Origin of the sequence: Mesorhizobium argentiipisi (SeqCode), from assembly GCF_037179585.1 — a bacterium.
GTDB lineage: Bacteria > Pseudomonadota > Alphaproteobacteria > Rhizobiales > Rhizobiaceae > Mesorhizobium > Mesorhizobium argentiipisi.
Genome location: NZ_JAPYKO010000011.1, coordinates 1 through 22,406, shown reverse-complemented (window position 1 = coordinate 22,406; position 22,406 = coordinate 1). Strand labels below are relative to the sequence as shown.

31 protein-coding genes, 1 pseudogene and 1 riboswitch are annotated in these 22,406 nt (G+C 63.2%); of the genes and pseudogenes, 11 read left to right on the top strand and 21 right to left on the bottom strand.

The genetic code is table 11. From position 1 onward, the window contains the following. Window positions 1–9 precede the first annotated feature (9 nt). The gene (locus O7A05_RS16580; RefSeq protein WP_224513262.1) at window positions 10–192 is read right to left on the bottom strand and encodes a hypothetical protein; all 183 of its coding nucleotides are present in this window, start codon (window positions 190–192) and stop codon (window positions 10–12) included. Window positions 193–437: 245 nt separating this feature from the next. Here O7A05_RS16580 and O7A05_RS16575 point away from each other — a divergent pair, with 245 nt between their 5' ends. Beyond that, on the top strand, window positions 438–563 hold the full coding sequence (locus O7A05_RS16575; protein WP_337094124.1) for a hypothetical protein: 126 nt from the start codon (window positions 438–440) through the stop codon (window positions 561–563). Between the two features lie 57 nt (window positions 564–620). Here the strand turns inward: O7A05_RS16575 and O7A05_RS16570 are convergent, their stop codons facing one another. Then, window positions 621–956 carry a hypothetical protein gene (locus O7A05_RS16570; protein ID WP_337094123.1) on the bottom strand — a complete coding sequence of 112 codons (336 nt, stop codon included), beginning with the start codon at window positions 954–956 and terminating at the stop codon, window positions 621–623. Beyond that, the gene (locus tag O7A05_RS16565) at window positions 937–1,311 is read right to left on the bottom strand and encodes a hypothetical protein (protein WP_337094122.1); all 375 of its coding nucleotides are present in this window, start codon (window positions 1,309–1,311) and stop codon (window positions 937–939) included. Before O7A05_RS16565 ends, O7A05_RS16570 begins: the two co-directional genes overlap by 20 nt. Between O7A05_RS16565 and ku the strand changes: the two genes are divergently transcribed. The 3 genes and pseudogenes from ku (at window position 1,310) to O7A05_RS34430 (ending at window position 3,718) form a co-directional block, all read left to right on the top strand. Beyond that, a complete protein-coding gene (gene ku / locus O7A05_RS16560; RefSeq protein ID WP_337094121.1) occupies window positions 1,310–2,134 on the top strand; it encodes a non-homologous end joining protein Ku in 825 nt (274 codons plus the stop codon). The two genes, O7A05_RS16565 and ku, sit on opposite strands and share 2 nt — an antisense overlap. A 6-nt stretch (window positions 2,135–2,140) precedes the next feature. After that, window positions 2,141–2,371, top strand: a complete 231-nt coding sequence (locus O7A05_RS16555; protein WP_337094282.1) for a metal-sensing transcriptional repressor — start codon at window positions 2,141–2,143, stop codon at window positions 2,369–2,371. An 8-nt stretch (window positions 2,372–2,379) separates the two neighbouring features. Next, window positions 2,380–3,718: pseudogene (locus O7A05_RS34430) on the top strand (cation diffusion facilitator family transporter). A gap of 177 nt (window positions 3,719–3,895) precedes the next feature. On the opposite strand, the gene O7A05_RS16540 reads toward O7A05_RS34430, so the two are convergent. The 5 genes from O7A05_RS16540 to O7A05_RS16520 all read right to left on the bottom strand — a co-directional run bounded on the left by O7A05_RS16540 (window position 3,896) and on the right by O7A05_RS16520 (window position 8,019). Then, window positions 3,896–5,128 carry an MFS transporter gene (locus O7A05_RS16540; protein WP_415927019.1) on the bottom strand — a complete coding sequence of 411 codons (1,233 nt, stop codon included), beginning with the start codon at window positions 5,126–5,128 and terminating at the stop codon, window positions 3,896–3,898. Between the two features lie 38 nt (window positions 5,129–5,166). Next, window positions 5,167–6,066, bottom strand: a complete 900-nt coding sequence (locus O7A05_RS16535; RefSeq protein WP_337094118.1) for a DUF1259 domain-containing protein — start codon at window positions 6,064–6,066, stop codon at window positions 5,167–5,169. Window positions 6,067–6,183: 117 nt separating this feature from the next. After that, window positions 6,184–6,759 carry a hypothetical protein gene (locus O7A05_RS16530; RefSeq protein ID WP_337094117.1) on the bottom strand — a complete coding sequence of 192 codons (576 nt, stop codon included), beginning with the start codon at window positions 6,757–6,759 and terminating at the stop codon, window positions 6,184–6,186. A gap of 150 nt (window positions 6,760–6,909) precedes the next feature. Then, the gene (locus O7A05_RS16525) at window positions 6,910–7,650 is read right to left on the bottom strand and encodes a CbtA family protein (protein ID WP_337094116.1); all 741 of its coding nucleotides are present in this window, start codon (window positions 7,648–7,650) and stop codon (window positions 6,910–6,912) included. Window positions 7,651–7,809: 159 nt separating this feature from the next. Next, the gene (locus O7A05_RS16520) at window positions 7,810–8,019 is read right to left on the bottom strand and encodes a CbtB domain-containing protein (protein ID WP_337094115.1); all 210 of its coding nucleotides are present in this window, start codon (window positions 8,017–8,019) and stop codon (window positions 7,810–7,812) included. After that, window positions 8,020–8,163: riboswitch (adenosylcobalamin (AdoCbl) riboswitch) on the bottom strand. 85 nt (window positions 8,164–8,248) lie between these two features. Between O7A05_RS16520 and O7A05_RS16515 the strand changes: the two genes are divergently transcribed. Together O7A05_RS16515 and O7A05_RS16510 are read left to right on the top strand one after the other, a co-directional pair. After that, window positions 8,249–8,824, top strand: coding sequence for a histidine phosphatase family protein (locus O7A05_RS16515; RefSeq protein ID WP_337094114.1), 576 nt, complete (start codon window positions 8,249–8,251; stop codon window positions 8,822–8,824). A gap of 134 nt (window positions 8,825–8,958) precedes the next feature. Continuing rightward, on the top strand, window positions 8,959–9,231 hold the full coding sequence (locus O7A05_RS16510; RefSeq protein WP_337094113.1) for a PilZ domain-containing protein: 273 nt from the start codon (window positions 8,959–8,961) through the stop codon (window positions 9,229–9,231). Window positions 9,232–9,471: 240 nt separating this feature from the next. On the opposite strand, the gene O7A05_RS16505 is transcribed toward O7A05_RS16510, so the two are convergent. Beyond that, a complete protein-coding gene (locus O7A05_RS16505; protein ID WP_337094112.1) occupies window positions 9,472–9,993 on the bottom strand; it encodes a DUF6428 family protein in 522 nt (173 codons plus the stop codon). A 42-nt stretch (window positions 9,994–10,035) separates the two neighbouring features. Here O7A05_RS16505 and O7A05_RS16500 point away from each other — a divergent pair, with 42 nt between their 5' ends. The 5 genes from O7A05_RS16500 (at window position 10,036) to O7A05_RS16480 (ending at window position 13,101) form a co-directional block, all read left to right on the top strand. Continuing rightward, window positions 10,036–10,386, top strand: coding sequence for an ArsR/SmtB family transcription factor (locus O7A05_RS16500; protein ID WP_337094111.1), 351 nt, complete (start codon window positions 10,036–10,038; stop codon window positions 10,384–10,386). 34 nt (window positions 10,387–10,420) lie between these two features. Continuing rightward, window positions 10,421–11,119 (top strand): MIP/aquaporin family protein, encoded by a 699-nt coding sequence (locus O7A05_RS16495; protein WP_337094110.1) that lies wholly within the window; start codon window positions 10,421–10,423, stop codon window positions 11,117–11,119. Then, window positions 11,116–11,529 carry an arsenate reductase (glutaredoxin) gene (gene arsC / locus O7A05_RS16490; protein ID WP_337094109.1) on the top strand — a complete coding sequence of 138 codons (414 nt, stop codon included), beginning with the start codon at window positions 11,116–11,118 and terminating at the stop codon, window positions 11,527–11,529. The genes O7A05_RS16495 and arsC overlap by 4 nt, the downstream gene beginning before the upstream one ends. Next, the gene (locus O7A05_RS16485) at window positions 11,530–12,717 is read left to right on the top strand and encodes an MFS transporter (protein ID WP_337094108.1); all 1,188 of its coding nucleotides are present in this window, start codon (window positions 11,530–11,532) and stop codon (window positions 12,715–12,717) included. A 162-nt stretch (window positions 12,718–12,879) separates the two neighbouring features. Continuing rightward, window positions 12,880–13,101: a hypothetical protein gene (locus O7A05_RS16480; RefSeq protein WP_337094107.1), complete on the top strand. Its 222-nt coding sequence runs from the start codon at window positions 12,880–12,882 to the stop codon at window positions 13,099–13,101. A gap of 197 nt (window positions 13,102–13,298) precedes the next feature. On the opposite strand, the gene O7A05_RS16475 is transcribed toward O7A05_RS16480, so the two are convergent. From O7A05_RS16475 to O7A05_RS16420, 12 genes are all read right to left on the bottom strand, one after another. Next, entirely contained in the window at window positions 13,299–13,583 is a 285-nt protein-coding gene (locus O7A05_RS16475; protein ID WP_040980340.1) for a hypothetical protein, read from the bottom strand. 81 nt (window positions 13,584–13,664) lie between these two features. Then, on the bottom strand, window positions 13,665–14,078 hold the full coding sequence (locus O7A05_RS16470; RefSeq protein ID WP_337094106.1) for an MAPEG family protein: 414 nt from the start codon (window positions 14,076–14,078) through the stop codon (window positions 13,665–13,667). Window positions 14,079–14,146: 68 nt separating this feature from the next. Further along, entirely contained in the window at window positions 14,147–14,632 is a 486-nt protein-coding gene (locus tag O7A05_RS16465) for an SRPBCC family protein (protein ID WP_337094105.1), read from the bottom strand. Continuing rightward, on the bottom strand, window positions 14,629–14,946 hold the full coding sequence (locus tag O7A05_RS16460; protein ID WP_337094104.1) for an ArsR/SmtB family transcription factor: 318 nt from the start codon (window positions 14,944–14,946) through the stop codon (window positions 14,629–14,631). Before O7A05_RS16460 ends, O7A05_RS16465 begins: the two co-directional genes overlap by 4 nt. 139 nt (window positions 14,947–15,085) lie before the next feature. Beyond that, on the bottom strand, window positions 15,086–15,409 hold the full coding sequence (locus tag O7A05_RS16455; RefSeq protein ID WP_337094103.1) for a DUF2934 domain-containing protein: 324 nt from the start codon (window positions 15,407–15,409) through the stop codon (window positions 15,086–15,088). Between the two features lie 116 nt (window positions 15,410–15,525). Then, entirely contained in the window at window positions 15,526–16,635 is a 1,110-nt protein-coding gene (locus O7A05_RS16450) for a mandelate racemase/muconate lactonizing enzyme family protein (RefSeq protein WP_337094102.1), read from the bottom strand. A gap of 5 nt (window positions 16,636–16,640) precedes the next feature. Beyond that, window positions 16,641–19,079 carry a GcvT family protein gene (locus O7A05_RS16445; RefSeq protein ID WP_337094101.1) on the bottom strand — a complete coding sequence of 813 codons (2,439 nt, stop codon included), beginning with the start codon at window positions 19,077–19,079 and terminating at the stop codon, window positions 16,641–16,643. Window positions 19,080–19,224: 145 nt separating this feature from the next. Further along, window positions 19,225–20,223, bottom strand: a complete 999-nt coding sequence (locus tag O7A05_RS16440; RefSeq protein ID WP_337094100.1) for a L,D-transpeptidase family protein — start codon at window positions 20,221–20,223, stop codon at window positions 19,225–19,227. 163 nt (window positions 20,224–20,386) lie between these two features. Beyond that, window positions 20,387–20,671 (bottom strand): DUF982 domain-containing protein, encoded by a 285-nt coding sequence (locus O7A05_RS16435; RefSeq protein WP_337094099.1) that lies wholly within the window; start codon window positions 20,669–20,671, stop codon window positions 20,387–20,389. 23 nt (window positions 20,672–20,694) lie between these two features. Continuing rightward, entirely contained in the window at window positions 20,695–20,997 is a 303-nt protein-coding gene (locus tag O7A05_RS16430) for a DUF982 domain-containing protein (protein WP_337094098.1), read from the bottom strand. 185 nt (window positions 20,998–21,182) lie between these two features. Beyond that, complete coding sequence (locus O7A05_RS16425) at window positions 21,183–21,410, bottom strand: hypothetical protein (RefSeq protein WP_337094097.1); 228 nt, start codon at window positions 21,408–21,410, stop codon at window positions 21,183–21,185. A gap of 424 nt (window positions 21,411–21,834) precedes the next feature. After that, complete coding sequence (locus O7A05_RS16420) at window positions 21,835–22,038, bottom strand: hypothetical protein (protein WP_337094096.1); 204 nt, start codon at window positions 22,036–22,038, stop codon at window positions 21,835–21,837. Between the last annotated feature and the right edge of the window lie 368 nt (window positions 22,039–22,406).

Sequence of the window (22,406 nt, the reverse complement as noted above, 5' to 3'; positions counted from 1 at the left end):
CTTGGTCGCTCAGGCGCAATCCTTCAATTCCACAACGTCGACGCCGAGGCGGAAGGCTTGGCCGTCGGCATAGGAGCGCGCATGCTGCTCGGCTTCGAAGGGGAAGACGAGCGTGGTGCCGTAGGCGGTGACGCGGACCGTCCACTTCTGGCCCCTGACGAGTTCAACGCCATGAAGCTTCGCCGTAACCATCTCGCCCTCCTCAGATCCGGCACTTCAGCGACATCCGTAACGTCGCGAAAGTCATTTGAATGCAAATAATCCGACCAAATCGTGTCGTTGCGGTGTGGATTCCGACATTGGGTCGTTTGCGTCCGTGAAATGGTTCACCGACAGCAGCACTTTTTTTGCTGCCGGGCCGCAAGCGGGCGGGATGGCCTGCTTGGAACCGCGACGGCCTCAGTTGGGTTAGAGTCTTGGTTCACAAGGAGACAGCGATGATCCGCAAGCTGAAATCCGGCGAATACCGGCTCTATTCGCGCAAGACCGATCCCAGGACCTTCAAGTCGCGGGAAGCCGCCGAAAAGCACGAACGCGAAGTGCAGTATTTCAAGCGCCATTAGGCAGCTTCACGGTTGATTCAGCGCAAGGACGCGCGAAGAAGGGCCGTGATCCGCTCTTCACCCATGTGGTCGCGACGGGGTGCGCGGGCGAGGGTGGCCAGGCACGTTGGAGCCGATATGGTCGAGGTCGCAACGGCGCGTCACCATCTCGACCGACTTGGTGTCGACGGTCACGCGCCCCAGCACCTGTACGGTCGTGCGTCCGAGATCCTCGTCGACATGGACGACTTCGCCTTCGAGCCTGAGCTTGTCGCCGGCCTTGGCGTTGGGCTCGACCATCGAATAATTATGGCTGTCGCCGTCGAGCGCCAGCATGACGCGGTCTTTGACGCGCTCGGTCACCGTCACGAGCACCGCCACCCTATCCCCTATTTCAACAACGGGCCGTGTCATTGCGGCCTCCCTTCTGCTCCGCGCGAATGTCGCCCTGGAGCCAATTGGCTGACGACACGCCCGGTGCCGCCAGCTGCTGAAATAAACGGGAAAACAAGCGTTTGGTTGCCTCTGCGCTGCCTCCGCCGATCACATGAAGCCAGGATTTCGCGGCAGGTACTGTGTCCAATCGCCATAAACGGGAGACGCCATCAACGGCATCGCGAAGGTGATGCGCATGCCTTTGATTGACCACAAGGCCGAGCGGCGCGTCGCATATGCCGTCTTGGCTGCTCGACTGCTGGAGCTTGGCGAACGGAACCCCGCGGGTCGACAGATGTTCCTGTTGCTCGCAACGACAATGGGGATGCCACATGGTTGCGCCACGCGCGGTTTGGAAGGGTTTTCTGAAGGTCGGCTCTGTGTCTTGCGGCATCAAGCTGGTCGGCGCCACAAGCGAGGCCGGCAAGGTGCATTTCAAGATACTGAACCGCAAGGATGGCTTGCCGGTGAAAAGCGCCTATGTCGACGAGCAGACCGGCGATGTCGTCGAGACCGAGGATCAGACCAAGGGCTTCGAACTGGAAGAGAACGATTACATCGAGATCGAGCCGGACGAGATCAAGAAGCTGAAACTCACCTCGGCGCACACGCTGGAGGTCGACGAGTTCGTCGCCCTGGATGACATCGACACGCGCTATCTGGAAAAGCCTTATTACCTCGTCCCCGCCGATGGTGCCGCGCTTGAGGCTTTCAGCGTATTGCGTGAGGCGATGAAGAAGAAGCGTGTCGCCGCAAGGTCCTGCGTGGTGCTCTACCAGCGTGGCCGCGAGGTCGTGATCCAGCCCTTCGGCAAGGGCATGCTGCTCACCGAGCTGCGCACGCGCAACGAGATGGTATCGGAAAAAAGCGTCTTCGAGGGTCTGAAGTCGCCGAAATACGACAAGGATCTCCTGGAGATCGCCGAACTCCTGATCGACAAGAAGGTGACCAAGTTCGACCCATCGAAATTCGAAGACACTTATGAGGATGCGCTGATTGCGATGATCGATGCCAAGCGCAAGGGCAAGAAGCTGCCGAAGGCGGCGCCCAAGCCGAAGGAAAACGTCATCGATCTGGCTGCGGTGCTGAGGAAGAGCCTTGCCAAGGAAGGGATCAAGGCGCCGTCGACGGGGAGGCCTGCCCGCAAGTCGGCTTGATCTGATATCATCGCCAGGCTCAGGCGCGCGCACGGCCATCTCGCCGCCGTCCTCGCTATGTTCGAGCAGGGGCGCTCCTGTCTCGATCTCGCGCAACAGCTCCACGCCGTCGAAAGCGCCGTCGGCAACGCCAAGCGCGAGCTGATCCACGACCATATCGAGCATTGTCTCGTCGAAGGCGGCGAATCGACCAGGGGCACGCTCAAGGAGCTCAAGCAGCTCACCAAATATCTGTGAGACGTTCGATGTGGGAAAAAGCTCTGGACTGGTTCGGCTTCGGCGCGCACGGAGATGATCATGGCGGGCATGGCCACGGCCAACACGGACCGCACGGCCACACGCATGGCGTGATCGACGCCACCATCGCCACCACCGATCGCGGCATCTGGGCGATCAAGTGGTCGTTCGCGATCCTGGCGATCACCGCCGCCTTGCAAATCGTCGTCGTCATGGCTTCGGGCAGCGTGGCACTGCTTGCCGATACCATCCACAACATCGCTGACGCGACGACGGCCATACCGCTGTGGATCGCTTTCGTGCTGGTGCGGCGCAAGCCGACCCGCAGGTTCACCTACGGCCTCGGCCGGGTCGAGGACCTGGCCGGCATCATCATCGTGCTCATCATCCTGGCGAGCGCGCTCGTGGCCGGGTATGAAGCTGTCAACCGCTTGTCAATCCGCGCCCTGTCCTATTCCTGGGCTGGCTCGCCGCGGCCGGCGTGATCGGCTTCCTCGGCAACGAGGCGGTGGCGGTCTTCCGCATCCGCGTCGGTCGCCAGATCAACAGCGCGGCCTTGATCGCCGATGGCTATCACGCCCGCACCGACGGCCTCACCAGCCTCGCCGTCATTGCCGGCGCGGTCGGCGTCTGGCTTAGTTACCCATTGGCCGATCCGATCATAGGCCTGCTCATCACGGTCGCCATCTTCGGCATCGTCTGGCAATCGGCGCGCTCGGTGCTGACGCGCATGCTGGACGGCGTCGGGCCCGGCCTCGTTGATGAGATTCACCACGCCGCCGAACATGTCGTCGGGATCGAAAAGGTGGTTGACGCCAAGGCCCGCTGGCTAGGCCACAAGCTGCATGTCGATGTGGAGATTGCAGTCAATGACGGGCTGCTGCTTGCCGCCGCGAACAACATCGCCGCATTGCTCAAGGCCGAGCTCTTCGCGCACATTCCCGCGCTCGACGTCGCCACGGTGCGCTTTGCCGAGCCACGGACCGAAGGCGGCCACCATCATGCGCCCGATCCGTTCCTGGTCTCGGGCAAGCTCGCCAGCGGGTTACTCGAGATCGTCGACACGCCGCAGGGCGAGCGCATGCGGCTGCGCCTGTCGCGTCACGCCGAGGGCCTGCGGGCGAACGTCGCCATCGAAAGGGCGGACGGTGCGGTCGAAAGCCTGCCGCTGTCTCCGGTCGGCGGAGATCACCATTATCTGCAAGCCTGGTCGCCCCGGCCGAGCCGCACGAGTTCAGCGCCAGGCTGCAACTGGCTGCAGGTCCCGACAGCGAGGATCTCCCCTTCGCCATGGCCGAGCCGGAAGGCCATCACCATGAGCACGTGAATGGACCGGTTTGGCTCTAATGCCGCCTGCATCTGGACGCTGTTGGAGATCGGCACTGGGTTGTTCCTGTTCGGCGCGGCTTTGCGCCAGGTCTTGGTTGCTTGAAATCGCTGGTTTTTTTGCAATTCAGAGATGGCTGAACTCTGTGCTGCGCAGGCCGAAATCGGGTTGATTGCCCTTCTTGCAGAGGCGTAGCCTCATAGCTCCTCAGGCGGCTTGACGTGGCGGAAAGCCCAAAGCAAAGCCAGATCATAGAGGATCTTGAGGACACCGCAGATCACCAGCGGCCAGGCTTCGAACCCTGCAGCAAACAGCGCCCCGGCAATGGCCGGGCTCGCCGCTGCCGCGAGACTGCGTGGAACCGACGTGACGCTCGCCGCCGCAGGCCGCTCCGGCGGCGTGACGACTGCCATCACATATGAGGAGCGGGTGGGCACGTCCATCTGGGACAGTGCTGCGCGTACAAGAAGAAATGCCAGGGAGGCATGAAGATTCGGCACCAGGGCGGCCAGGATCAAGCAGATGCTTGACGGGATGTGAGTGAACACCATCGTGTTCACAAGCCCGATGCGGTTCGACAGCCATGCGGCGACCGGAAATGAGACAGCCGATAAAACACCCGACCAGAAAAAGAACACCCCGGCAGTCGACAGTGAAAGCCCAAACTTGCTGAACAACCACAAAGCCATGAGCGACTGCACCGCAAACCCGCCGGCGAACGCATCGATGCTGAACAGGGCCGCCAACTTGTAAACAATGCCGCGCGACGGCCCAAGCGCCGCTGCCGGCCGGTCCTTGGGCGAGGTTTTGGGACCGACTGGAATGCGCGCGTATACCAAGCCTCCCGCCAGGCCGAGACATGCATAGAGGACGAACATCGCCTTCAGCGCCGTTAATCGCGACATCCCGATCGTCACCAGAAAGTCCGGGCTGGTTGCGGCAAGGGCGCCAAACGCTGCCGCTAGCGCCCCCAGCAGGCTGTAACGCGCGAACGCCCTGGTGCGGTCCGCGTCGGCGACGAGCCGCGACAGGACTGCATGCTCCAGCGGAACGAAGATGCTTACGCTTCCCGACGAAGGATTGATGGTGCCCAGGAAGGCCACGAGCAGAAGAAGTGCATAGGTGCTTGACTGCGTATAGGCCAACCCGGTTGCGATCATCAGGCCGGACGCAGCCAGAAGCAGGGTGCGCCGGTCTGCGCGCACAGCCAGGAAGCCGATGCCGAGCGTCAACAATGCCGAACCAAGGAGTGCGGCGGTAGCCACGACACCGATCTCCAGCGGCCCAAGCCCGATCGACGCTAGATATACCGGTAGGAGCACTGCGGCTAAGCCGTCCCCAAAATCCCGAAGGGCGCGCGCCGCGTAGATGTCCGCAGCGCGGCCTCCTTCTGGCTGGTGGCCCGGCTGTTCGGCGCCGGCCGGGCCAATGCCGCCGCCTTCCGAATTTGGCCGGGACTGCGGCAAAGTCAGCTACCCGTCCTAAGGTGCACCTGATCGAGCGCCAGCTTCAGCCCTTTGGCCAACGTCCCGACATCGTCATTTGCCCAAAAATGCATGAAGAACAGCCGGGGTTGATCGTCGAGCATGTGGTTGTGCACAGCGGTGACCTCTATCCCGCTTTCCCGCAGGGCTCGTAGCACCGGATTCACTTCAGAGGCGATCAGGACGAAATCGCCGGTGATCGCGGCCTTGCCACTTCCGGTCGGCTGGAAGTTGATGGCAATCGCGGAGCCCATTGCGTCAGGCACCTCCATGCCATCGTCCTTGATGGTTTCTGCGCGCGCGATGCTGACCTGGTAGACACCGCCGGTGACCTTGCCTTTGTGTCCAAGCGCCTGGTCAATGGTTTGCGTATCAAGATCGATCGCTTTCGAAGCAGCGGCGGCGCTCGCCGGTGCGTCCGAAAGCGGCGTTCCACTCTGCTGCAACGCCAAATGCAGCGCCGCAGCCAGCTTCTCCGGATCGCCGTGCCCAAGGACGTGCATATACATCGTCTCCGGCTGGGCCCTCTGCAGGTGATTGTGGAGGGCCGTGACCTCGATGCCGCTTTCAATCAGTTTCATCATCACCAGGTCGATCTCGGGCACGGTCAACACGAGATCGCCCATTACCATGGCATCGTGATCGCCCAGGGGTTTGAATGCGAGCCACGAGCCGAGCGCCAAGGCCGGTTTGAGTTCCACGCCGTCGAGAGTGACTTTCAGATCGGAACGAGGCAGCCCGACGCGGTAGACTCCCCCTAGCGCTTCTGTGCCGGATTTCCCGAGCGCCTGCGCTACCGCCTTCCAGTCGGGTGCGGCAAGGGAGGGTTGGGCAATTCCAAGGGAGGCTGCTAACGCGAGGCCAGCTATGATTTTTCCATGCATGATTTGCTCCTGTGTTCAGCCCAGGTGCCCAAATGGAAAACGTCTGCCGTTCCGAGATGACATCGCGCTCTCGGAATTGTGATGCGCGCCCGGTTTCGGTGAAACGGTGAAACGCCCCTAGGCCGTGCGGCTACCCGGCGCGCCGATAATCGACCATGCGGCGGCGGTGAGCGCAGTGGCCGCGGCAAGCAGCACCGCGAGGCTCGGTAGGTGGAAGAAGATGTCCCGCCAGCGTGGCTTCACGACCGCGCCGGTGCTGAAGGCCTCGCCGCTATACTGGCACAGGATCCACGACGCGCCGCTGCGCACCATGTCGGCATCGATGTCGGAGATCAGCGCCTTCGCGTTGCGTTCGGCGGAGGGCATCGTGGCCATATAGGTGAGCAGCGCTTTGGCGGTGGCGAGATAGGCGTGGCTGCATTCGTTGAACGGGCTCTCTTCGTCGCCAAGACTTCCCGGCATCAGGCCCCAGAGGCAGTAGGTGAATTGCAGATTGCCGTGATTGTAGAGCCGCCGGAAAGTCGGGTCGGTCACGGTCTGGCGTTGGGCAAGGTCCAGGATATCGCCTCGGTAGCGCGCAATCACCGCCATCTGGCCGTGGGTGAGGCTGGGGATCTGGATGCCGGGGGGAGGCGGGTCCGACGAGCCGCCATGCGCTTGCGCGGATGTGGCGGCCAGAAGTGCGAGCAGCACCGAAACCGAGCAATTCCAGGAAAAGTGTGCTGCGGTTTTCCGTCCGGAATTGCGAGAAAACAAAGGACCAAAGTGGCTCGGCGGTCGTACCGACCGTTGAGCCACTTTGGCCGCCAGGGCGCGAAACCGTGGCAGCCAACGCATCGGATTTCAGGCGTAGCGGCGTGCCGGGCTGCGCTGGTCGCGCACCGCGACGACGCGCTCGGCAGCCGCGCCGAAGCCGAGCCCGACGACGGTCCACAGCACCAGCTGGATGCCGAGCGAGGCGATGCGGAACTGCCACAGCACGGTCGCCGAGAAGTTCTCCGGCACTTCATTGATGTCGGGCAGCGCCGCCTTCACCAGCGCGAAGACGACGAGGAAAGCGAGGCCCGCGACGATCGAGGCGTTCCAGGCGCCGAGCCGGTTCCACAGCCGTTGCGCCAGGCCGACCGCCGCCACCATCGCCGCGATCGAGACGACGATCATGATGAAGAACAGCTCGGTGCGGTAGCCGATGGTCTCGGCATTGCCTACCGCCGGCGGATTCGCTGGGTATTTGAGGCTCGGAACAACGATCGCGGCAAGGAAGCCGAGCAGCGCGATCAGCGCCGAGGTGCCGCGCGGACCGAGCGAGCCCAGACGGCCATGGGCATAGGCGAAGACCAGCGAGAACAGCCCGCCAAGGGCGGCGCCATAGACCAGTACGCCGGTTGCGAGACCGATGCCGGCCTGCGTGGTGCGACTGACCATCTCGGGCTCCGGCGCCGCCCCGGCGGCCTGGGCCTGCTGGTCCTCGAAGGCGATCGCCTTGTGGACCTGCGGCTCGCCATAGACGCGCGCGAAGGCGAATGCCAGAATCCCCGCAACCAGCCCGACAAGCATGCCGCGCAGCAAAAGTTTTCCGACCATGTCACTAATCCTTCTGAGCAATTCCAGGAAAAGTGCGTAGCGGTTTTCCGTCCGGAATTGCGTTAAGCCAACCAAGCAATTCCAGGAAAAGTGCGTAGCGGTTTCCGTCCGGAATTGCGTTAGATCAGAATCGAAAGGGTTCAGCGATGCTGAACCGCTTTAGTGGCAGGGGAAGCCGAGCAGGTGGCGGCCATCATGCACGAATTCGTGCACATAGCTGCCACGGATCAGCGACGTCGCGCCTTCTTCCGCACCGACGAAATAGATCGCCATCATCAGCATCAGGCCGGCGAAGATGGCCCACGGCAGAAGCTCGCGAACCGGTATCGCAACCGGACCGTAGCTGGGGGCGAAGGTGGTGTCGGACATATTGACCTCCCGTGGGATACTGCGTCCCGTTGATCGAACAATGCTGCGGAATAAGGCCTGACTTTCGGCTGGTGCCGATCACAGTGGCGCGACCGTGCCGGACTCGCACCGGCTTCCAATCCCGTATAGCGCTAAAACACTTGTCAGCACTTCGTTCGCCTGTCAACGACATGTAATGGCCAATACGGCTTCGCGCGGCCGAAATTTCACTGGACCACGGAGTTTTGGGATGCTCGCCCGCCTGACGATGATCGCAACCGGCGCGACGCAGGCCACGCGCAAGGGTCGTTTTCCGACTGACGAGGCGCTGGAGCCGCGGTCCTTCGAGCGTGCCGGCGCGCTGGCCATTTCGCTGCGCCGTGCCGACCGCGTCTGGACGAGCCCGGAGCTGGCCGCGCGGCAGACGGCCGAGGTGCTCGGCCTTGATCCGACGGTCGAGCCGCTGCTTGCCGAGCAGGATTTCGGGCGCTGGGCCGGCAAAAGTTTCGAGGAGGTGCAGGCGGAGGATCCGGAAGGCATGGCGGCATGGCTTTCCGACCCGGATGCCGCACCCCATGACGGCGAGTCGCTTACCGCTGTGGCCCGGCGCGGCGCGGCACTGCTGGAGCGCCTTGCCGCCGAGAGCGGCCACACCATCGCGCTCACCCACGCCGTGCCGATCCGCGCCGCCATCGTGCATGTGCTGGGCGCGCCGCTCTCCTCGGTCTGGAAGATCGACATCGAGCCGCTGTCGCTCACCGAATTCCGCAGCGACGGCCGCCGCTGGGTGTTGCATGCGAGCGGCGTGGTCGCCGGCGCAATATAACGCCGGAGAACCACTCACCTGCCGACGAGCGGGCGAGCCTCGCCGTTTCAGCAATCGCTAACGGAACGGAAACGCCTCGCTGCTATGGTGCGGCCCCGTGGCGAGGAGAGCCTTGCCCGAGGAGTCCGCTGCCCATGGCCGAATATCCCGAGACCGAGCGCCGTCTTCATGTGCGCGAATTCGTGCTCAAGGAAGCCACGATCATTGCCAACGGCGTCCGGATCCGCTGCTCGGTCAGAAACCAGCACGAGCAGGGTGCGGAATTGCGCGTGGCCGCCGATATGGGCATCCCCGAACGCTTCCTGCTCGAGGTTCCAGCCGACGACACGGCCTATCGCGCTTTGGTGCGGTGGCGGCGCAACGACCGCGTCGGCGTGGCGCTCTACAGCAACGCGCCGAAGGACTGACGCGTCGGACGTCTAACCAATTCGTCACTTGATCCTGGCCCGCACGTGCAACCCGGCACGCATGGAACGCAACCGCCGCGAGCCCGTTCATCGCTGCCGATCAACAGGAAATTCGCGCATGGGCAGGACAGCCGTTTGGGTGGCGCTGATCGCCATCGTTCTCGTGGCTCTCTATCTGCTGCAGGCCAACGGCATAATCCGGTTCTAAAGCAGCGGCGCCGCTCGCCACGATTCGCAAGGTCAGCAGCAGCGGCTCGCTCCGCAGCATGGCTGGCTTGCCGCTTTCTGTTCCTTTAGCCAGCGGTCGCGCGGCTTGCAGCTTGCCGGCCGTGGCGTCAACTCGACCTCGATGACACCGTCAACGACGCTTGGCTGAGCCGCCCGGTACAATTCGATTGGGCGGACGCCGTCGCTGACCTCGAAGGTCAGCTTCGCCGCCTGGTCGAGACCGACATGGTCCGAAACCTTGCGGATGATCGCGGCGAATTTGCCGGCTGGCATATGGACGGGGCCGCCTTCGTCCACGTCCCACAGCTGGACGAATATCTCCGACCAGGATTCCGGATTTGCTTCGCAATCCAGCGCCGCGAACTGTCCTGCCTTCACCTCGGTGACGTGGTAGCCCGGCTTTACCGGTCGCCCGTCATAGCGGAACATCAGCGGTCTATCCTTGTGATCGGCAAGCGCGCCCAGCAGATCGCCGATGGTCAAGTCGGAGGGGTCGATCGGGACGACATTTTTCCGGTTGTCAGAAGAGAGCATGTCGGCTATTCCTCATTTCAATATTTCAAGGATTATTGAAACGTGGATGAACGTCAAGCCCTGATCGCCTTTGGCGCGCTGTCGCAGGAAACACGCCTGCGCCTGCTACGGTTGCTGGTCGTTGCCGGGCCGGATGGCATCGCCGCCGGTTCGCTCGCCGAACAAGTCGAGGTCTCGCCGTCCAATGTCAGCTTCCATCTCAAGGAATTGGAACGGTCTGGCCTCGTGACCGCGAGGCGTGATGCCCGCTCGATCGTCTACAGCGCCGAATACGACGCGCTGTCCGGGCTGATCCGCTTCCTGATGGAGGATTGCTGCTCGGGCCGCCCCGAAATCTGCGTGCCGGCGCTCACAGCACCTTGCTGCGAGCCGGGCGAGGTGACCCGGCAATGACCATTTCGCTCGTCGCCGAACCCGAGACCTTACGATGAACACTTTCGATTTGCCGCGACGGTTCGCGGCTGAAGCTTTGGGCACCGGTCTGCTGGTGGCGACCGTCGTCGGCTCCGGTATCATGGCCGAGACGCTGACGTATGACATCGCGCTGGCGCTGCTTGGTAACACGCTTGCAACCGGTGCCATGCTAGTGGTGTTGATCACCATCCTCGGGCCGATCTCCGGCGCGCATTTCAATCCAGCCGTTTCGCTGGTGTTCTGCCTCAAGCGGTCGCTGCCAACCCGTGATCTTGTTGCCTATCTCGCCGCGCAGGTCGCCGGCGGCATTGCCGGCACGATGGCGGCGCATCTCATGTTCGCCCTGCCGATGCTGGAGGTTGCGACGAAGCTGCGTGCCGGGCCGGCGCAGTGGTTCTCGGAAGCGGTCGCAACATTCGGCCTTGTCGCCGTCATCCTTGCCGGCCTCCGTTTCGAACGGCCGGCCGTGCCGTGGCTGGTCGGGCTCTATATCACGGCCGCCTATTGGTTCACGGCGTCCACGTCTTTCGCCAATCCCGCCGTCGCCGTGGCGCGCTCGCTTACCAACACCTTCTCCGGCATCAGGCCGGTCGATCTGCCGGGCTTCATCGTCGCCGAACTGCTCGGCGCCTTGATCGCGCTGGCGCTGATGGGCTGGCTGCTCAAGCCCGAAACCGTTCAGCAATATCAGCCACGGAAAGCAGAGCCATGACGGTCACGATCTATCACAATCCCGCTTGCGGCACCTCGCGCAACACGCTCGCCATGATCCGCGCCAGCGGCGAGGAGCCGGTTGTGGTCGAATATCTGAGGACGCCGCCGAGCCGCCAGCGGCTGCTCGAACTGATCGCGGCAATGGGGATCTCTGCGCGCGATTTGTTGCGGGAGAAAGGGACCCCCTACGCCGACCTTGGTCTCTCCGACCCGAAATGGAGCGATGACGAGCTGATCGATTTCATGCTCGCTCATCCGATCCTGATCAACCGGCCTATCGTCGAGACGCTCAAAGGAACAAAACTCTGCCGGCCCTCGGAAGCGGTACTGCCGCTGCTCGACAATCCAGTGCGCGAGTTCGTCAAGGAGGACGGCGAGAAAGTCGCTTACACGGCGGGGCAAGCCTGATTGGACGCCGCCGCGCCCATCGCTCGCAATCGCCACGTCCTCGTTTCGGCTCTCGGCGTCACGCAGATCCTCGCCTGGGGATCGTCCTATTATCTGCCCGCCGTGCTTGCCGCGCCGATTGCCGAGGATACCGGCTGGTCGCTCGCCTCGGTCGTCGCCGGGCTGTCCTGCGGGCTGCTGCTTGCCGGGCTGGTCTCGCCCGTCACCGGACGGCTGATCCAGCGCCATGGCGGCCGGCCTGTGCTTGCCGCGAGCTCGTTGCTGTTGGCCGCTGCCCATTCGCTGCTGGCGACCGCAACCGCCTATCCCCTTTACCTGATTGCCTGGCTGCTCATGGGCCTGGGCATGTCGAGCGGCCTCTACGATGCCGGTTTCGCCACGCTCGGCCGCCTCTATGGGCAGGGTGCGCGAAGCGCCATCACCAACCTGACGCTCTTCGGTGGTTTCGCCAGCACGGTCTGCTGGCCGCTCAGCGCCTTCCTTGTCGAGCATGGCGGGTGGCGCATCGCCTGTCTTTGCTACGCCGCGATCCATCTGGCGATCTGTCTGCCGCTCCATCTTTGGGTGATCCCGCCACCGCCGCCCATGGCGCCCGCGCCGGTGAAGGACAGGTCGAAGGAGGCGTCGGCCACGGGCAGGATGCGGGCACGCTTCATTCTGCTGGCGTCGATCCTGACATTGGCCGCGATGATCGCATCCATGCTCTCCGTCCACCTGCTGACGCTGCTGCAATTGCGCGGCGTGGGCCTGGCGGCCGCCGTCGGCCTTGGCGCATTGGTCGGCCCGTCACAGGTCGGCGCGAGGGTGGCGGAGCTGCTGATCGGCCGCAACCGGCACCATCCGATCTGGACGATGCTGACATCCGTATCGCTGCTCGCGGCCGGGATCTGGCTGCTCCTGGCGAGCCAGACCTTCGTTGCGCTTGCTTTGATCCTTTACGGCGCCGGCAACGGCATCCACACGATCGCGCGCGGCGCGCTGCCGCTGGTGCTGTTCGACCCGCGGCAATATGCAGCGCTGATGGGCAAGCTCGCGACGCCCAGCCTCATCGTCCAGGCGGCGGCTCCTTCCATAGGAGCGCTGCTTCTTGCCGTGGGCGGCGGCAATCTCGTCCTGGCCACGCTCGCGGTCGCCGCCACGGTCAATGTGGGGCTCTGCGCCTGTCTCATAGCGGCGGTGCGCCGATAGCTTCGTCTCACGGCCTTGCAGGCCCGGCCGAACTTTACATTTTTGTAAATTGCCCTCAGCGATTAATTCGCGATACGGCTCGCCAGCGGTTCGGCTCGGCTATCCGCGTGATGGGCACTTCCGGATGAATGGGCCGAGCCGAATTCAACTTGGGAGAAAGCTATGATTCGCAAAGTTCTGGTTACAGTTTCGGTTGTTTCGCTTTTCAGCATGCCGGCATTTGCGGCCACGCAGTATTGGGTGGCAAAGGACGCCACCACCAAGAAATGCTCCGTGGTTTCCACGAAGCCGGACGGCAAGAAACTGACCGATGCCGGGACGAAGGCTTACACGTCCCAGGCCAATGCCGAAAAGGCGCTGAAGATGCTGAAAGACTGCAAGTAAATTTGCTGTCCTGAAATTTGCGCCCGCTTCGGCATGCCGGAGCGGGCTTTTTTCTTCGCCGGGACTGCCTTCGGGAAACGGCGTGGAGCGAACCGCCGGCCAGGGCGGCACCGCCTCTTATTATTTGTCGACCGCCGGCGTCTCGTTGAGCACGGCGGCCAGATGCAGGCCTCCGAGCGCGAGCTGCTCGAAGCGCTTCAGTCGCGATGCTCGGGCATCGCCTTCAGCTGGTCCTTCGTCCAACTGGTGACGGCATGCACGTCGCCGTCCTCGTCGCGCATGAAATCGAGCTGGCTGGCGGTGACGGCCACCGGCTTCGCGCCGATGCCGAGAAAGCCGCCAACATCGATGACGACCTGGCTGCCGTGCAGATGGTCGACCGAGCCGATCTTCTCGTCATCGGGGCCGTAGATGGTCGCGCCTTCGAGGATGTCCGGCGTGAGCTCGGCATTGGTCAGTCTTACGTGGCTGGTATGGTCCATGGCGCATCTCCTGTGGTTGTACAGGGGATGAACCTCCGATCGGGGCGAGGGTTCCGCCGACGGAGCGAAAAGGAGCGCTGCTCAGCGAAGCGCCGCCCATCCCGTCACGAGGATGAGGACAAGCGTGACCAGCGCGCCCGAGACATAGAGGATTGTCCTGACGCTGCCGCCCTTGGCGGCTTTTCCGCCTCGCAGGTAGATCACCATGTGCATGAGGCGTATCGCCAGATGGATCCACACGAGCACGGCCAGCGTCACCGGTCCGACACCGGCCATCATCGCCAACCCAGCGGGCACAACAAAGGGCGCGTGTGCCTCGACCGAGTTCATGTGGACGCGGTCGATCCGGTAGAGCGGATTATTGTCGTCCGCCGGGATGACCGGACCCGCAAGCTTGCCCGCAAATCCCTTGGACGAGCCGGAATAGATCGCCAGCGCCACCGACAGGAGACAGAGCGCAAGCACGCCCAGAATGCTCAACCAATAGGGTTCCATGGTCTGCTCTCCTCCTCATCGCAGTGGCCATATCGGCCGCGGCCGTCCGCCGATGCGGGGCGCTGCTATCAGGCCGCCCGGGCAAAAAGCTCCTGGTACCGCTGCAGATAAAGCGGCCAGCCCTGATCGCCCTCGACGCCGCCGCGCACGCTTTCCCAGCCCTGGCCATGCCGTTCGATATGGCGATGCTCGATTTCGACCCGGGTCCGGTTTTCCGCCTCGGCCGTGAAGCGGACTTCCCACTCGCTTGTGCGGGCGAGATCAGTTTCGATCTGCCAGCGCGGGTTGATGTCCCAGCTTAAGAGCAGCCGGTTCGGCGGCTCGTAGGCGAGCACACGGGCGAAGCGGCATTCCGAGCCGTCGACGCCGCGATCGTAGACGTGGCCGCCGACCCGCGGCTCGAAGATCGTTTCCGCGATCGGCACGGCGAGCAGATTGTGCTCGCGCGGTTTGAAATTGCCGAAATCCTCGGTGAACACCTTGAAGGCGCGCGCGATCGGCGCGGCGACCACGACCGAATGCCTTACGGGAGCAGGGGCCGGTTGCTTGATCATGTTTCGTCCTCTGTCGGTTGCTCGACAATTTGCGCGTAGGCGGCAAGCGTCTTCACCCAGAACTGGTCGATCTCAGCCCGAAAGGCCGTGAGGCCATCCGGATCGATGCGGTAAATGCGTTCCTTGCCCGAACGCGTGTCGGCCACCAGCCCGGCATCCTTGAGCACCTTCAAGTGCTGCGAGACCGCCGGCCTCGTGACCGGCAACACATTGGCGAGCCCGCTCACCGAACTGGGTCGGTCGACCAGCAGTTCGAAGATCGTGCGTCGCGTCGGATCGCCGAGCGCTGTCCAGTATTTCGCGTTAGTGGCCACTAACGCGAAATTAGGGTCGTGCGTCTTTCCTGTCAACCCGGATGGAGAGTGCGCACGCCGAGCGCAGGCGCCGAGGGACGTGCTTTGGGGTATGCCCGTGCTTCTTCCGCCGAGCGCAGATAGGTCGATTGCTGGCTCGTCAGCTGTGCCGCTTCGCCTTGAGACTCCGTGCCGCCTCCTCGATCGCCGCGCGATCGTTGCCCAGCCTGTCGAGCAGCTCCTGTGCCTCCTCGCCCGAAATGCCGGTGCGCACCGCAAGCGCCTCCACCGTCAGCACGTCCGCGCTGTCGATCTCGCGCGTTTCGGGCAGCGCGTCGTTCGCCGTCATCGGCAGGGCCGCTTCGCGGTCGATCTCCATTTCGGCCTGATGCCAGTGCCGTTCATGATTGCCGAGGATGCCGCCCTCGCGTTGAAAGATTTCATAGGCACGCTGCCTGATCTTCTCGGTCCGATCGTCGTCCATCGCCGTTCCTCCTTGCGTGTCACAAGAACGCGGGACAGGGCGGAACGATCCGCGTCGTTCGCGAAGTGATCGCCGGCACAATTCCGGGCCTTCACCGCGCAGGCTTGTGCCTAGAGTTACGGCCCGTATATCGCCACTGCTTTGCCGAACATGCCGGGCTCGGGTTTCACGCCGAGCCCCGGCCGCTGCGGCACGGCGATGTGACCTTGCTTGATGACGACCGGGTGCTTCTGGTCGAAATGGCCTTTGATGTATTCCTGGGCGATCCAGGTGCCTTCCATGCGGCGCGGCTCGACTGTGGCGGCCAGATGCACGCAGGCCGCCGCGATGATGTCGCCGCCCCAGGCGTCGTCGCAACTGTGCGGCAGGGAGCGGATGGTGCAGAGATCGCGCACCGTCGTCATCTTCGTCAGGCCACCCAGACGTGTCACCTTGAAGCCGAAGCCATCGGCAATCCCCAGCGAGATCGCCCTCAGCACCGCGTTCTGGTCTTCGGTGCTTTCGTCGAGATAGACGGGATGCGTGACGCGGCCTTTCAGCGTCGCGATCTCGTCCATCGTGTTGCAGGGCTGCTCGAAGATGAAGGGGATTTGCTGGCAGAGCCGGTCGAGATGGATCGCGGCGGCCACCGTCAGGCCCCGGTTGCCGTCGACCGCGATGCTCGCCTTGTAGCCGACCGCTTCCCAGACCTTGTGGACGACCTCTACGTCTTCTTCGAGATTGCGCCCGCCGATCTTCACCTGCAGTCGCGGATAGCCGGCCTTCACCTTGTCGGCGGCGATCCTCGCCGTCTCGTCAGGGGCGCCGACGATCAGCGAATAATAGGCCGGCACGCGGTCCGTCAGCGCCCCGCCCAAAAGCGTCGAGACCGGCACGCCGAGTTTTTGGCCGAGCAGGTCGAGAAAGGCCGTGTCGAAAGCAGCCTTGGCGTAGCCGTGCCCGTTGAGGCGCTCGTCCATCTGCTTGGCGAGCGCCCTGATCGAGGCAATCTCTGCGCCGATCAGCCCCGGCGCGATCTCGGCGATCGCGGCGCGGGCGCCCAGCGCATGATGCGCCTGGTAGACCGGGCCGATCGGGCAGGTCTCGCCCCATCCGGCAAAACCGTCATCGGTGACGATCTCGACAAGCGTCGAGTCCAGAGCCTCCACATCGGCGCTGGCCATCCGGTAGACGCCGCCTTTGACCGGCAATTGCGCCGAATAGACGTTGATCCGATCGATGCGCATGCCGGTTACATCCGCGCCCTGGCCGAGGTCGGATCGTAAGGCGAATCCGCGATCACCTCGGCGATCTTCCAGTCGCCCAGGACCGCGACGTTGAGCTTGGTACCTGGCTTCGAAAACCGCTCGGGCAGCAGCGCCAGCGCCACGTCATGCCCAAGCGCATAGCCATAGCCGCCCGACGTGATGCGCCCGACCAGCGCGCCGTCGCTATAGAGCCCTTCATTGGCAAGCGTGCTTGCGCCATCGGTGTCGATCCTGAGCGTCACGGATCGCCTCCGGTCGTTGCGCCCCTTGTATTTCAGAACCGCGTCGCGCCCGATGAAGTCGCCCTTGTCGAGGCGGATGAAGCGCTCCAGCCCGCTCTCCAGCGCGTTGAGCTCCGGGTTCATGTCGCGATACATGGCGCGATAGGATTTCTCGAGCCTGAGCGACTCCAGCGCATGCAGTCCGACCAGCCGCATGCCGTGCTTCTCGCCTTCCTTGAGGATCGCGTCGAGCAATTGCCGCTGGTAGGGCAGGGGGTGGTAGAGCTCCCAGCCGAGCTCGCCTTCATAGTTCACCCGCAGCAGCCGCACGTCGCTTGCCAAGGCGACGCTGCCGGTCTTCACGCCGAACCACGGAAAACTTTCGTTAGAAAGGTCGATCTCGGTCAGCGGCTGCAGCACCTCGCGCGCCTTGGGTCCGACGACCGTAAAGCAGCCGCGGTCGTTGGTGACGTTCTTCAGGCTCACGCTGCCGTCGGCGGGAAGCAGTCTGGAAAGATCGTCGAAATTCCAGCGTTCGGCACGCGGCGTCGAGATCAGGTAGAACAGGTCCTCGCCAAGCCGCGCCACCATATATTCCGCCTGCACGCCACCACCGGCGGTGAGATGATGCGCCAGCGTCACCTTGCCGACGGCCGGCAGTCGGTTGGCGACGATCCTGTCCAGCCAGGCATGCGCATTTGAGCCGGACACTTCGAACTTCGTCATCGGCGTCATCTCGACGAGGCCGACGGCGTTGCGCACCGCCAGCACTTCCTCGCCGACGAGGTTCCCCTTGGGTGTCCAGCGCCAGCTATACTGGTCCTTGGCCTCGACCCCATCGCGTGCGAACCAGTTGGGCATCTCCCAGCCATTGAGCACGCCCCAGACCGCTCCCAGTTCCGTCAGCCGGTCATAGGACGGCGCGGTCTTCTGCGGCCGGGCGGCGGGCATGTCCTGTCCCGGATACTTCTGTTCGGCATGCGTGCCCCAGGCCTCGCGCACCTTCTCGCGCGTCCAGGCCTTGTTGGCGTAATCGCCGAAACGGCGCGGATCGAGATCGGAGATGTCGAGGCTGTTGCCGCCCTCGACGATCCGCTCCGAGAGATAATAGCCGATCGTGCCGCCCCATAGGATGCCGCCCGGCACGCCTTCGGCCAGCCATATATTGGGCAGGCCCCACGCCGGTCCCATCAAAGGCAGCTCGTCTGCCGTCATCTGGAAGGGTCCGCGCACATTGGCCTTGATGCCGACACGCCCGAGCGCCGGGACCAGATGCAGCGCCTGTTCCCAGTTCCATGAAACCGCCTCGAAATCCTCTTCCAGCAGATCGGCGCCGAACCAGGCAGGCACGCCGTCCTCGGCGAACAGCTTCAGGTTTTCGGTGCGTTCGTAAGGCCCGAACATCAACCCGTCGCCTTCTTCGCGCAGATATCCTTCAAAACCCTCGTCGCGCAGGATCGGCATTTCGGGCCGCCCAGCGCGCTTGCGCTCTACGACTTCCGGCACCGCTTCGGTGATCCAGTACTGGTGCAGGATCGGGATCGCCGGGATGTCGAGGCCGAGCAGCGCCCCGGTCTGGCGCGCGTAATTGCCGGTGGCGCAAATCACATGCTCGCAGGTGATATCACCGTTATTGGTCTGGACGAGCCACTCGCCGCTGGGCGTCCGGTTGAACCCGGTGACCTCGGTGTTGAGATAGACCTTGGCGCCGAGATCCCGCGCGCCCTTGGCCATGGCATGCGTGACGTCGGCCGGCGCGATATGCCCGTCATCGGGATGGTAGAGCGCGCCCAGCATCTGTTTGTTGTCGAGCAGCGGCCAGAGCTTGTGCGCCTCGTCGGGTGTGAGCAATTGCGCCCGCATGCCCTGCACCTCGGCGACGCTCATATAGCTTTTGAATTCGTCGAGCCGGTCCCTGGAGTTGGCGATGCGCAGCTGCCCGCATTTGTGCCAGCCCACCGGCTGCCCGGTCTCGGCCTCCAGCCCCTCATAGATCTCGATCGTCTTGTTGATCATTCGCCCGACATTGATGTTGCGGGCATAGGAGGGGATGAGCCCCGCCGCGTGCCAGGTCGAGCCGGCCGTGAGCTGCGTGCGCTCCAGCAGCGTGACATCGGTCCAGCCGCGCTTGGCCAGGCCGTAAAGAATACCCGCGCCGACGCATCCTCCGCCGACGACCACCACCCGCGCATGTGTCTGCATCAAATCACCAATTTCGACCGTTCAGAGCAAAGTGCCGCTGAAAGCTACAGTTGGTGATTGGCGGTGTAACGTCTTCAAAAATGAGGGGTCATGATAAATTGGGCTTATGCAGAGGTATGCGCGGCATGGCTCGGGCCTGCGGTACTCACCTGGTTTGCCCCTCTTGGGCGGCCTCGTCCTTGAAGTCGACCTTCGTGCCCGGCTTGACCATGGCGGCGAGGTCCTCGGCGTCCCAGTTGGTCATACGGATGCAGCCATGCGAGAAGGTGGTGCCGATCTTGCCCGGGTCGGGCGTGCCGTGGATGCCGTAGCTTTCGATCGAGAGGTCGATCCACACCGATCCGACGGGATTGTTGGGCCCCTTGGCGATGGTGAAGGGATGCCTGGTCTTCACCCCCTTGAAGGCGAATTTCGGATTGTAGCGATAGGTCGGATTGTGCACCACGCGCTTGACCTCGGCCGTGCCGCTCGGCGCCGGCTTTTCCTCGCTGCCGATCGAGGCCGGATAGACTGCAATCGCCTTGCCCGACGCATCGAGGGCGCGCACCTGGCGGGATGCCTTGTCGACCTCGACGCTGGCAATCTGTGAAGGAGGATCGCCTCGGCCGACATCGGGCACCGCCAGGGTCGTGCCGGCCTTGCTGAATCCCGCGCGGAGGTTAAGCATCCTCAGCAATTGCTCACTGACGTGAAACCGCTCCGCCAGCTTCTCCCGTGCGTTGCGGTAGCCGAGGCGCTTGAGATGCGCCATGCTCTCCATGCGGGCCGGAATGCGCTTGGTGAAGGGGCCGCGCACATCCTTGGCCGTGACTTCGTATGTTGTCAGCACAGGGCCGGCAAAAGTTGCCGCGAGCTTGTCCCAGGTCTCCCGCGTAAGCTTGCCGTCGGAGGGCAACCCGTTCGCCGCCTGGAAGGCCGCGACGGCCTTCGTGAAGTTCTCCGAAACGCGGCCGTCGATCAGGCCGGGGGAGAAGCGGGCGCGATCCAGAAGCACCTGCGCCTTGAGCAGCATGGGGCTGACGCCGTTCGGTTCGCCCTCGCTGAATTGCGCCTGATTGACGGCATCGGGCTCCAGCCTCGCTGCCTGCGCGACGCCGCATGCAAGCGCGAGCGCCACCGCGACGACAACAACGAGCCTGATCATCGACATCACTCCGGAACCGCGACAAGGACCTGCCTCTATGACGCGGCAGCCCCGATCTGGTTCCTGTCGGGGACGGGCGGAGTGAAGATCGTCGAAAGTGCTTCGCTACCGGCGATCGCGGCTGAAGACGATTGAGGCGGCGCTGGCCGCCGCCTCAAACACGTCAGACATGTTTCGGCTGAGCGCTTCGCGGGATGGGGGGAATGGCACCATCCTCGATGAGGATATCCTTCTTGCGAGCAAAGGCGACGAAAACACCCCTCGCTGTTTCCGCATCCACATCCCCAGCCAGGGCGGCTCTGCAGGCGCGGATCGCGGCCTTCTGCTCGGGGCTGTTGCCGCACCAGTCGATGACGAATTGATAGGCGTCCGCCACGGTGTTCAATTGACGCGGAAATCCCAGTCCTACCCAGACATGGATTGGCTTTTCGAACGGTTTGGCGAGCATCGCGAACCCTCCTCGATCCGCGATTAGGCGGTCAGCCCGCCGCCCTTGCCGCCTTTGCTGATCATCCAGGGCAAGGTGGTGCTCACGTCTTCCTGGATTCTGGCGGACTTCGCAAAACCGCAAAATGCCTCTCTGGCGGCCGTCAGCGGAAAGCCGCTGTCGAATGCCCGCTGGCAGGCGCGCAGTGCCGTTTCATAGATCGGCCCACGCCGGTTCTTGGGCCATTCATAGAGAAATTCCAGGGCGTCTTCGAGGCAGGCGATTTCCTGGATGAGGCTGTTTCCGCTCTTGACGAAAACAGGGCTGTCGAACATCCGATCGTTCATAAGATCCTCCAAATCGAACGAACAATTTGAGTTTGGGACGGGCGGGGATCAGCGGTCCGCGCCTGGATGCGATATGGGTTTACGAATTTGAGCCGTCAAGGACTTGGCGGATGCGGTCATGTCCAATTTGTACAAGTCCAATCCTTCTGTCCGCTGCTCGGCCCAAGCCGGCGGCGGCGGCCTTGTCAGCGACTGGAATTGAGCTTCTGGATACGCCCCTGATCCAGCCGGAACACGCCGTCCGTACCGCCTTGCTGCTCGAAGTCGGTTTGAAGCTCGTCCCATGTGCCGAGATATGCGCCGCACTCGGCGCAATGGATCGGTGTTGCGGGCTGGGCATCGGCCGGGATCTGCAGACGGATGGTGCCGCAAAACGGGCATTCCAGTTTGTGGTCCAGATATTCGCCAGCCATTTTGCGGAGCATCGCGCAACAAGCGCGTCTTCGCAAGCAGGGAATTTCCGACGAGCTTTGCTTCAGCCGGCTCGATCTTCGAAGCAGCCGGTCGCGAAACGCCGCCACGAGATCCGGCGGGCATCCGCCGCATTCAGCCGGTCACACGCGGCTTGAAGTGGACGTCTGGACGCGCGCCCTTATGATCCGTGCTTCTCGCAGAAGCGACGGTCGGTCGCGCCCGACGGCCTTTATCAGCCTCCTGGCTTGAGCCTCCGAGATGCCGGTTTTCTCTTTCAGCAGAATGACGAGCTGCTTGTCGTCAATTCGACCGTGGGAACTGCCTTCACCGGGTTCAGTCATATCAAAGATCCTCCTTCCAACCGAACTAGAAGGGCCGTCGAAAGTTTCAACTCGGTTTTGCTTGGCTAGGCGCTCCGCGGCATTATCTGCCCAGCGGTCTTCGCGAAAGCTCGGCCAGCTCCCGCTCGTCAGTAATTCCCGCCATGTAGTTGGCGATGATGCGCAAGGCCCGCCGTTCGCGCTGCTCCTCGGTTTCATTGGCGCCCGCGCTGAGCTCAAGGACGCGACCGAGAAAGCTCACCTCATCGGGCGTGAACGCACCTTTCGACAGTCTTGTGATCGGCATTGCCGCCTCCGTCGCCCTAAACCCAAAGGAAACTCGGCCAGCGGACATGTTCGTGACACAGCGACCGAAGGCCGGGCTTGACCAATCTCAACATTGGCGCGGCCATCCTGCATGTTTGTAGATGATCCGCATTAACCTTTGTGAATCGAGCTGACGGAAGGTAGCTGTCAGACGTCCGCCACCCCCTTCCACCAACGATACGCTATAACTGCATGTGAAGCCTGCTGGCCAGCCACTCGGTAACCTTCTCGCTCATCGGGCGCGCCTGCCACTCCGCCAAGCTGATCTGCCTCGACCGCTTCAAGTCCTCGTTGAACAAGTCGATTTGCGTCTGCGCAAAATCCTTGCCGTAGACATTGAGGCTGGCT

What these genes read in the sequence shown, in the direction of transcription:
- O7A05_RS16495 (WP_337094110.1), top strand. Translation starts at nt 10,421, where the DNA reads ATGAACACTTTCGATTTGCCGCGACGGTTCGCGGCTGAAGCTTTGGGC.
- O7A05_RS16425 (WP_337094097.1), bottom strand. Translation starts at nt 21,410, where the DNA reads ATGGCTGGCGAATATCTGGACCACAAACTGGAATGCCCGTTTTGCGGC.
- O7A05_RS16480 (WP_337094107.1), top strand. Translation starts at nt 12,880, where the DNA reads ATGATTCGCAAAGTTCTGGTTACAGTTTCGGTTGTTTCGCTTTTCAGC.
- O7A05_RS16470 (WP_337094106.1), bottom strand. Translation starts at nt 14,078, where the DNA reads ATGGAACCCTATTGGTTGAGCATTCTGGGCGTGCTTGCGCTCTGTCTC.
- O7A05_RS16510 (WP_337094113.1), top strand. Translation starts at nt 8,959, where the DNA reads ATGGCCGAATATCCCGAGACCGAGCGCCGTCTTCATGTGCGCGAATTC.
- O7A05_RS16465 (WP_337094105.1), bottom strand. Translation starts at nt 14,632, where the DNA reads ATGATCAAGCAACCGGCCCCTGCTCCCGTAAGGCATTCGGTCGTGGTC.
- O7A05_RS16575 (WP_337094124.1), top strand. Translation starts at nt 438, where the DNA reads ATGATCCGCAAGCTGAAATCCGGCGAATACCGGCTCTATTCGCGCAAG.
- ku (WP_337094121.1), top strand. Translation starts at nt 1,310, where the DNA reads ATGGTTGCGCCACGCGCGGTTTGGAAGGGTTTTCTGAAGGTCGGCTCT.
- O7A05_RS16525 (WP_337094116.1), bottom strand. Translation starts at nt 7,650, where the DNA reads ATGGTCGGAAAACTTTTGCTGCGCGGCATGCTTGTCGGGCTGGTTGCG.
- O7A05_RS16420 (WP_337094096.1), bottom strand. Translation starts at nt 22,038, where the DNA reads ATGCCGATCACAAGACTGTCGAAAGGTGCGTTCACGCCCGATGAGGTG.
- O7A05_RS16570 (WP_337094123.1), bottom strand. Translation starts at nt 956, where the DNA reads ATGACACGGCCCGTTGTTGAAATAGGGGATAGGGTGGCGGTGCTCGTG.
- O7A05_RS16445 (WP_337094101.1), bottom strand. Translation starts at nt 19,079, where the DNA reads ATGCAGACACATGCGCGGGTGGTGGTCGTCGGCGGAGGATGCGTCGGC.
- arsC (WP_337094109.1), top strand. Translation starts at nt 11,116, where the DNA reads ATGACGGTCACGATCTATCACAATCCCGCTTGCGGCACCTCGCGCAAC.
- O7A05_RS16430 (WP_337094098.1), bottom strand. Translation starts at nt 20,997, where the DNA reads ATGAACGATCGGATGTTCGACAGCCCTGTTTTCGTCAAGAGCGGAAAC.
- O7A05_RS16435 (WP_337094099.1), bottom strand. Translation starts at nt 20,671, where the DNA reads ATGCTCGCCAAACCGTTCGAAAAGCCAATCCATGTCTGGGTAGGACTG.
- O7A05_RS16450 (WP_337094102.1), bottom strand. Translation starts at nt 16,635, where the DNA reads ATGCGCATCGATCGGATCAACGTCTATTCGGCGCAATTGCCGGTCAAA.
- O7A05_RS16535 (WP_337094118.1), bottom strand. Translation starts at nt 6,066, where the DNA reads ATGCATGGAAAAATCATAGCTGGCCTCGCGTTAGCAGCCTCCCTTGGA.
- O7A05_RS16565 (WP_337094122.1), bottom strand. Translation starts at nt 1,311, where the DNA reads ATGTGGCATCCCCATTGTCGTTGCGAGCAACAGGAACATCTGTCGACC.
- O7A05_RS16580 (WP_224513262.1), bottom strand. Translation starts at nt 192, where the DNA reads ATGGTTACGGCGAAGCTTCATGGCGTTGAACTCGTCAGGGGCCAGAAG.
- O7A05_RS16505 (WP_337094112.1), bottom strand. Translation starts at nt 9,993, where the DNA reads ATGCTCTCTTCTGACAACCGGAAAAATGTCGTCCCGATCGACCCCTCC.
- O7A05_RS16515 (WP_337094114.1), top strand. Translation starts at nt 8,249, where the DNA reads ATGCTCGCCCGCCTGACGATGATCGCAACCGGCGCGACGCAGGCCACG.
- O7A05_RS16475 (WP_040980340.1), bottom strand. Translation starts at nt 13,583, where the DNA reads ATGGACCATACCAGCCACGTAAGACTGACCAATGCCGAGCTCACGCCG.
- O7A05_RS16455 (WP_337094103.1), bottom strand. Translation starts at nt 15,409, where the DNA reads ATGGACGACGATCGGACCGAGAAGATCAGGCAGCGTGCCTATGAAATC.
- O7A05_RS16440 (WP_337094100.1), bottom strand. Translation starts at nt 20,223, where the DNA reads ATGATCAGGCTCGTTGTTGTCGTCGCGGTGGCGCTCGCGCTTGCATGC.
- O7A05_RS16520 (WP_337094115.1), bottom strand. Translation starts at nt 8,019, where the DNA reads ATGTCCGACACCACCTTCGCCCCCAGCTACGGTCCGGTTGCGATACCG.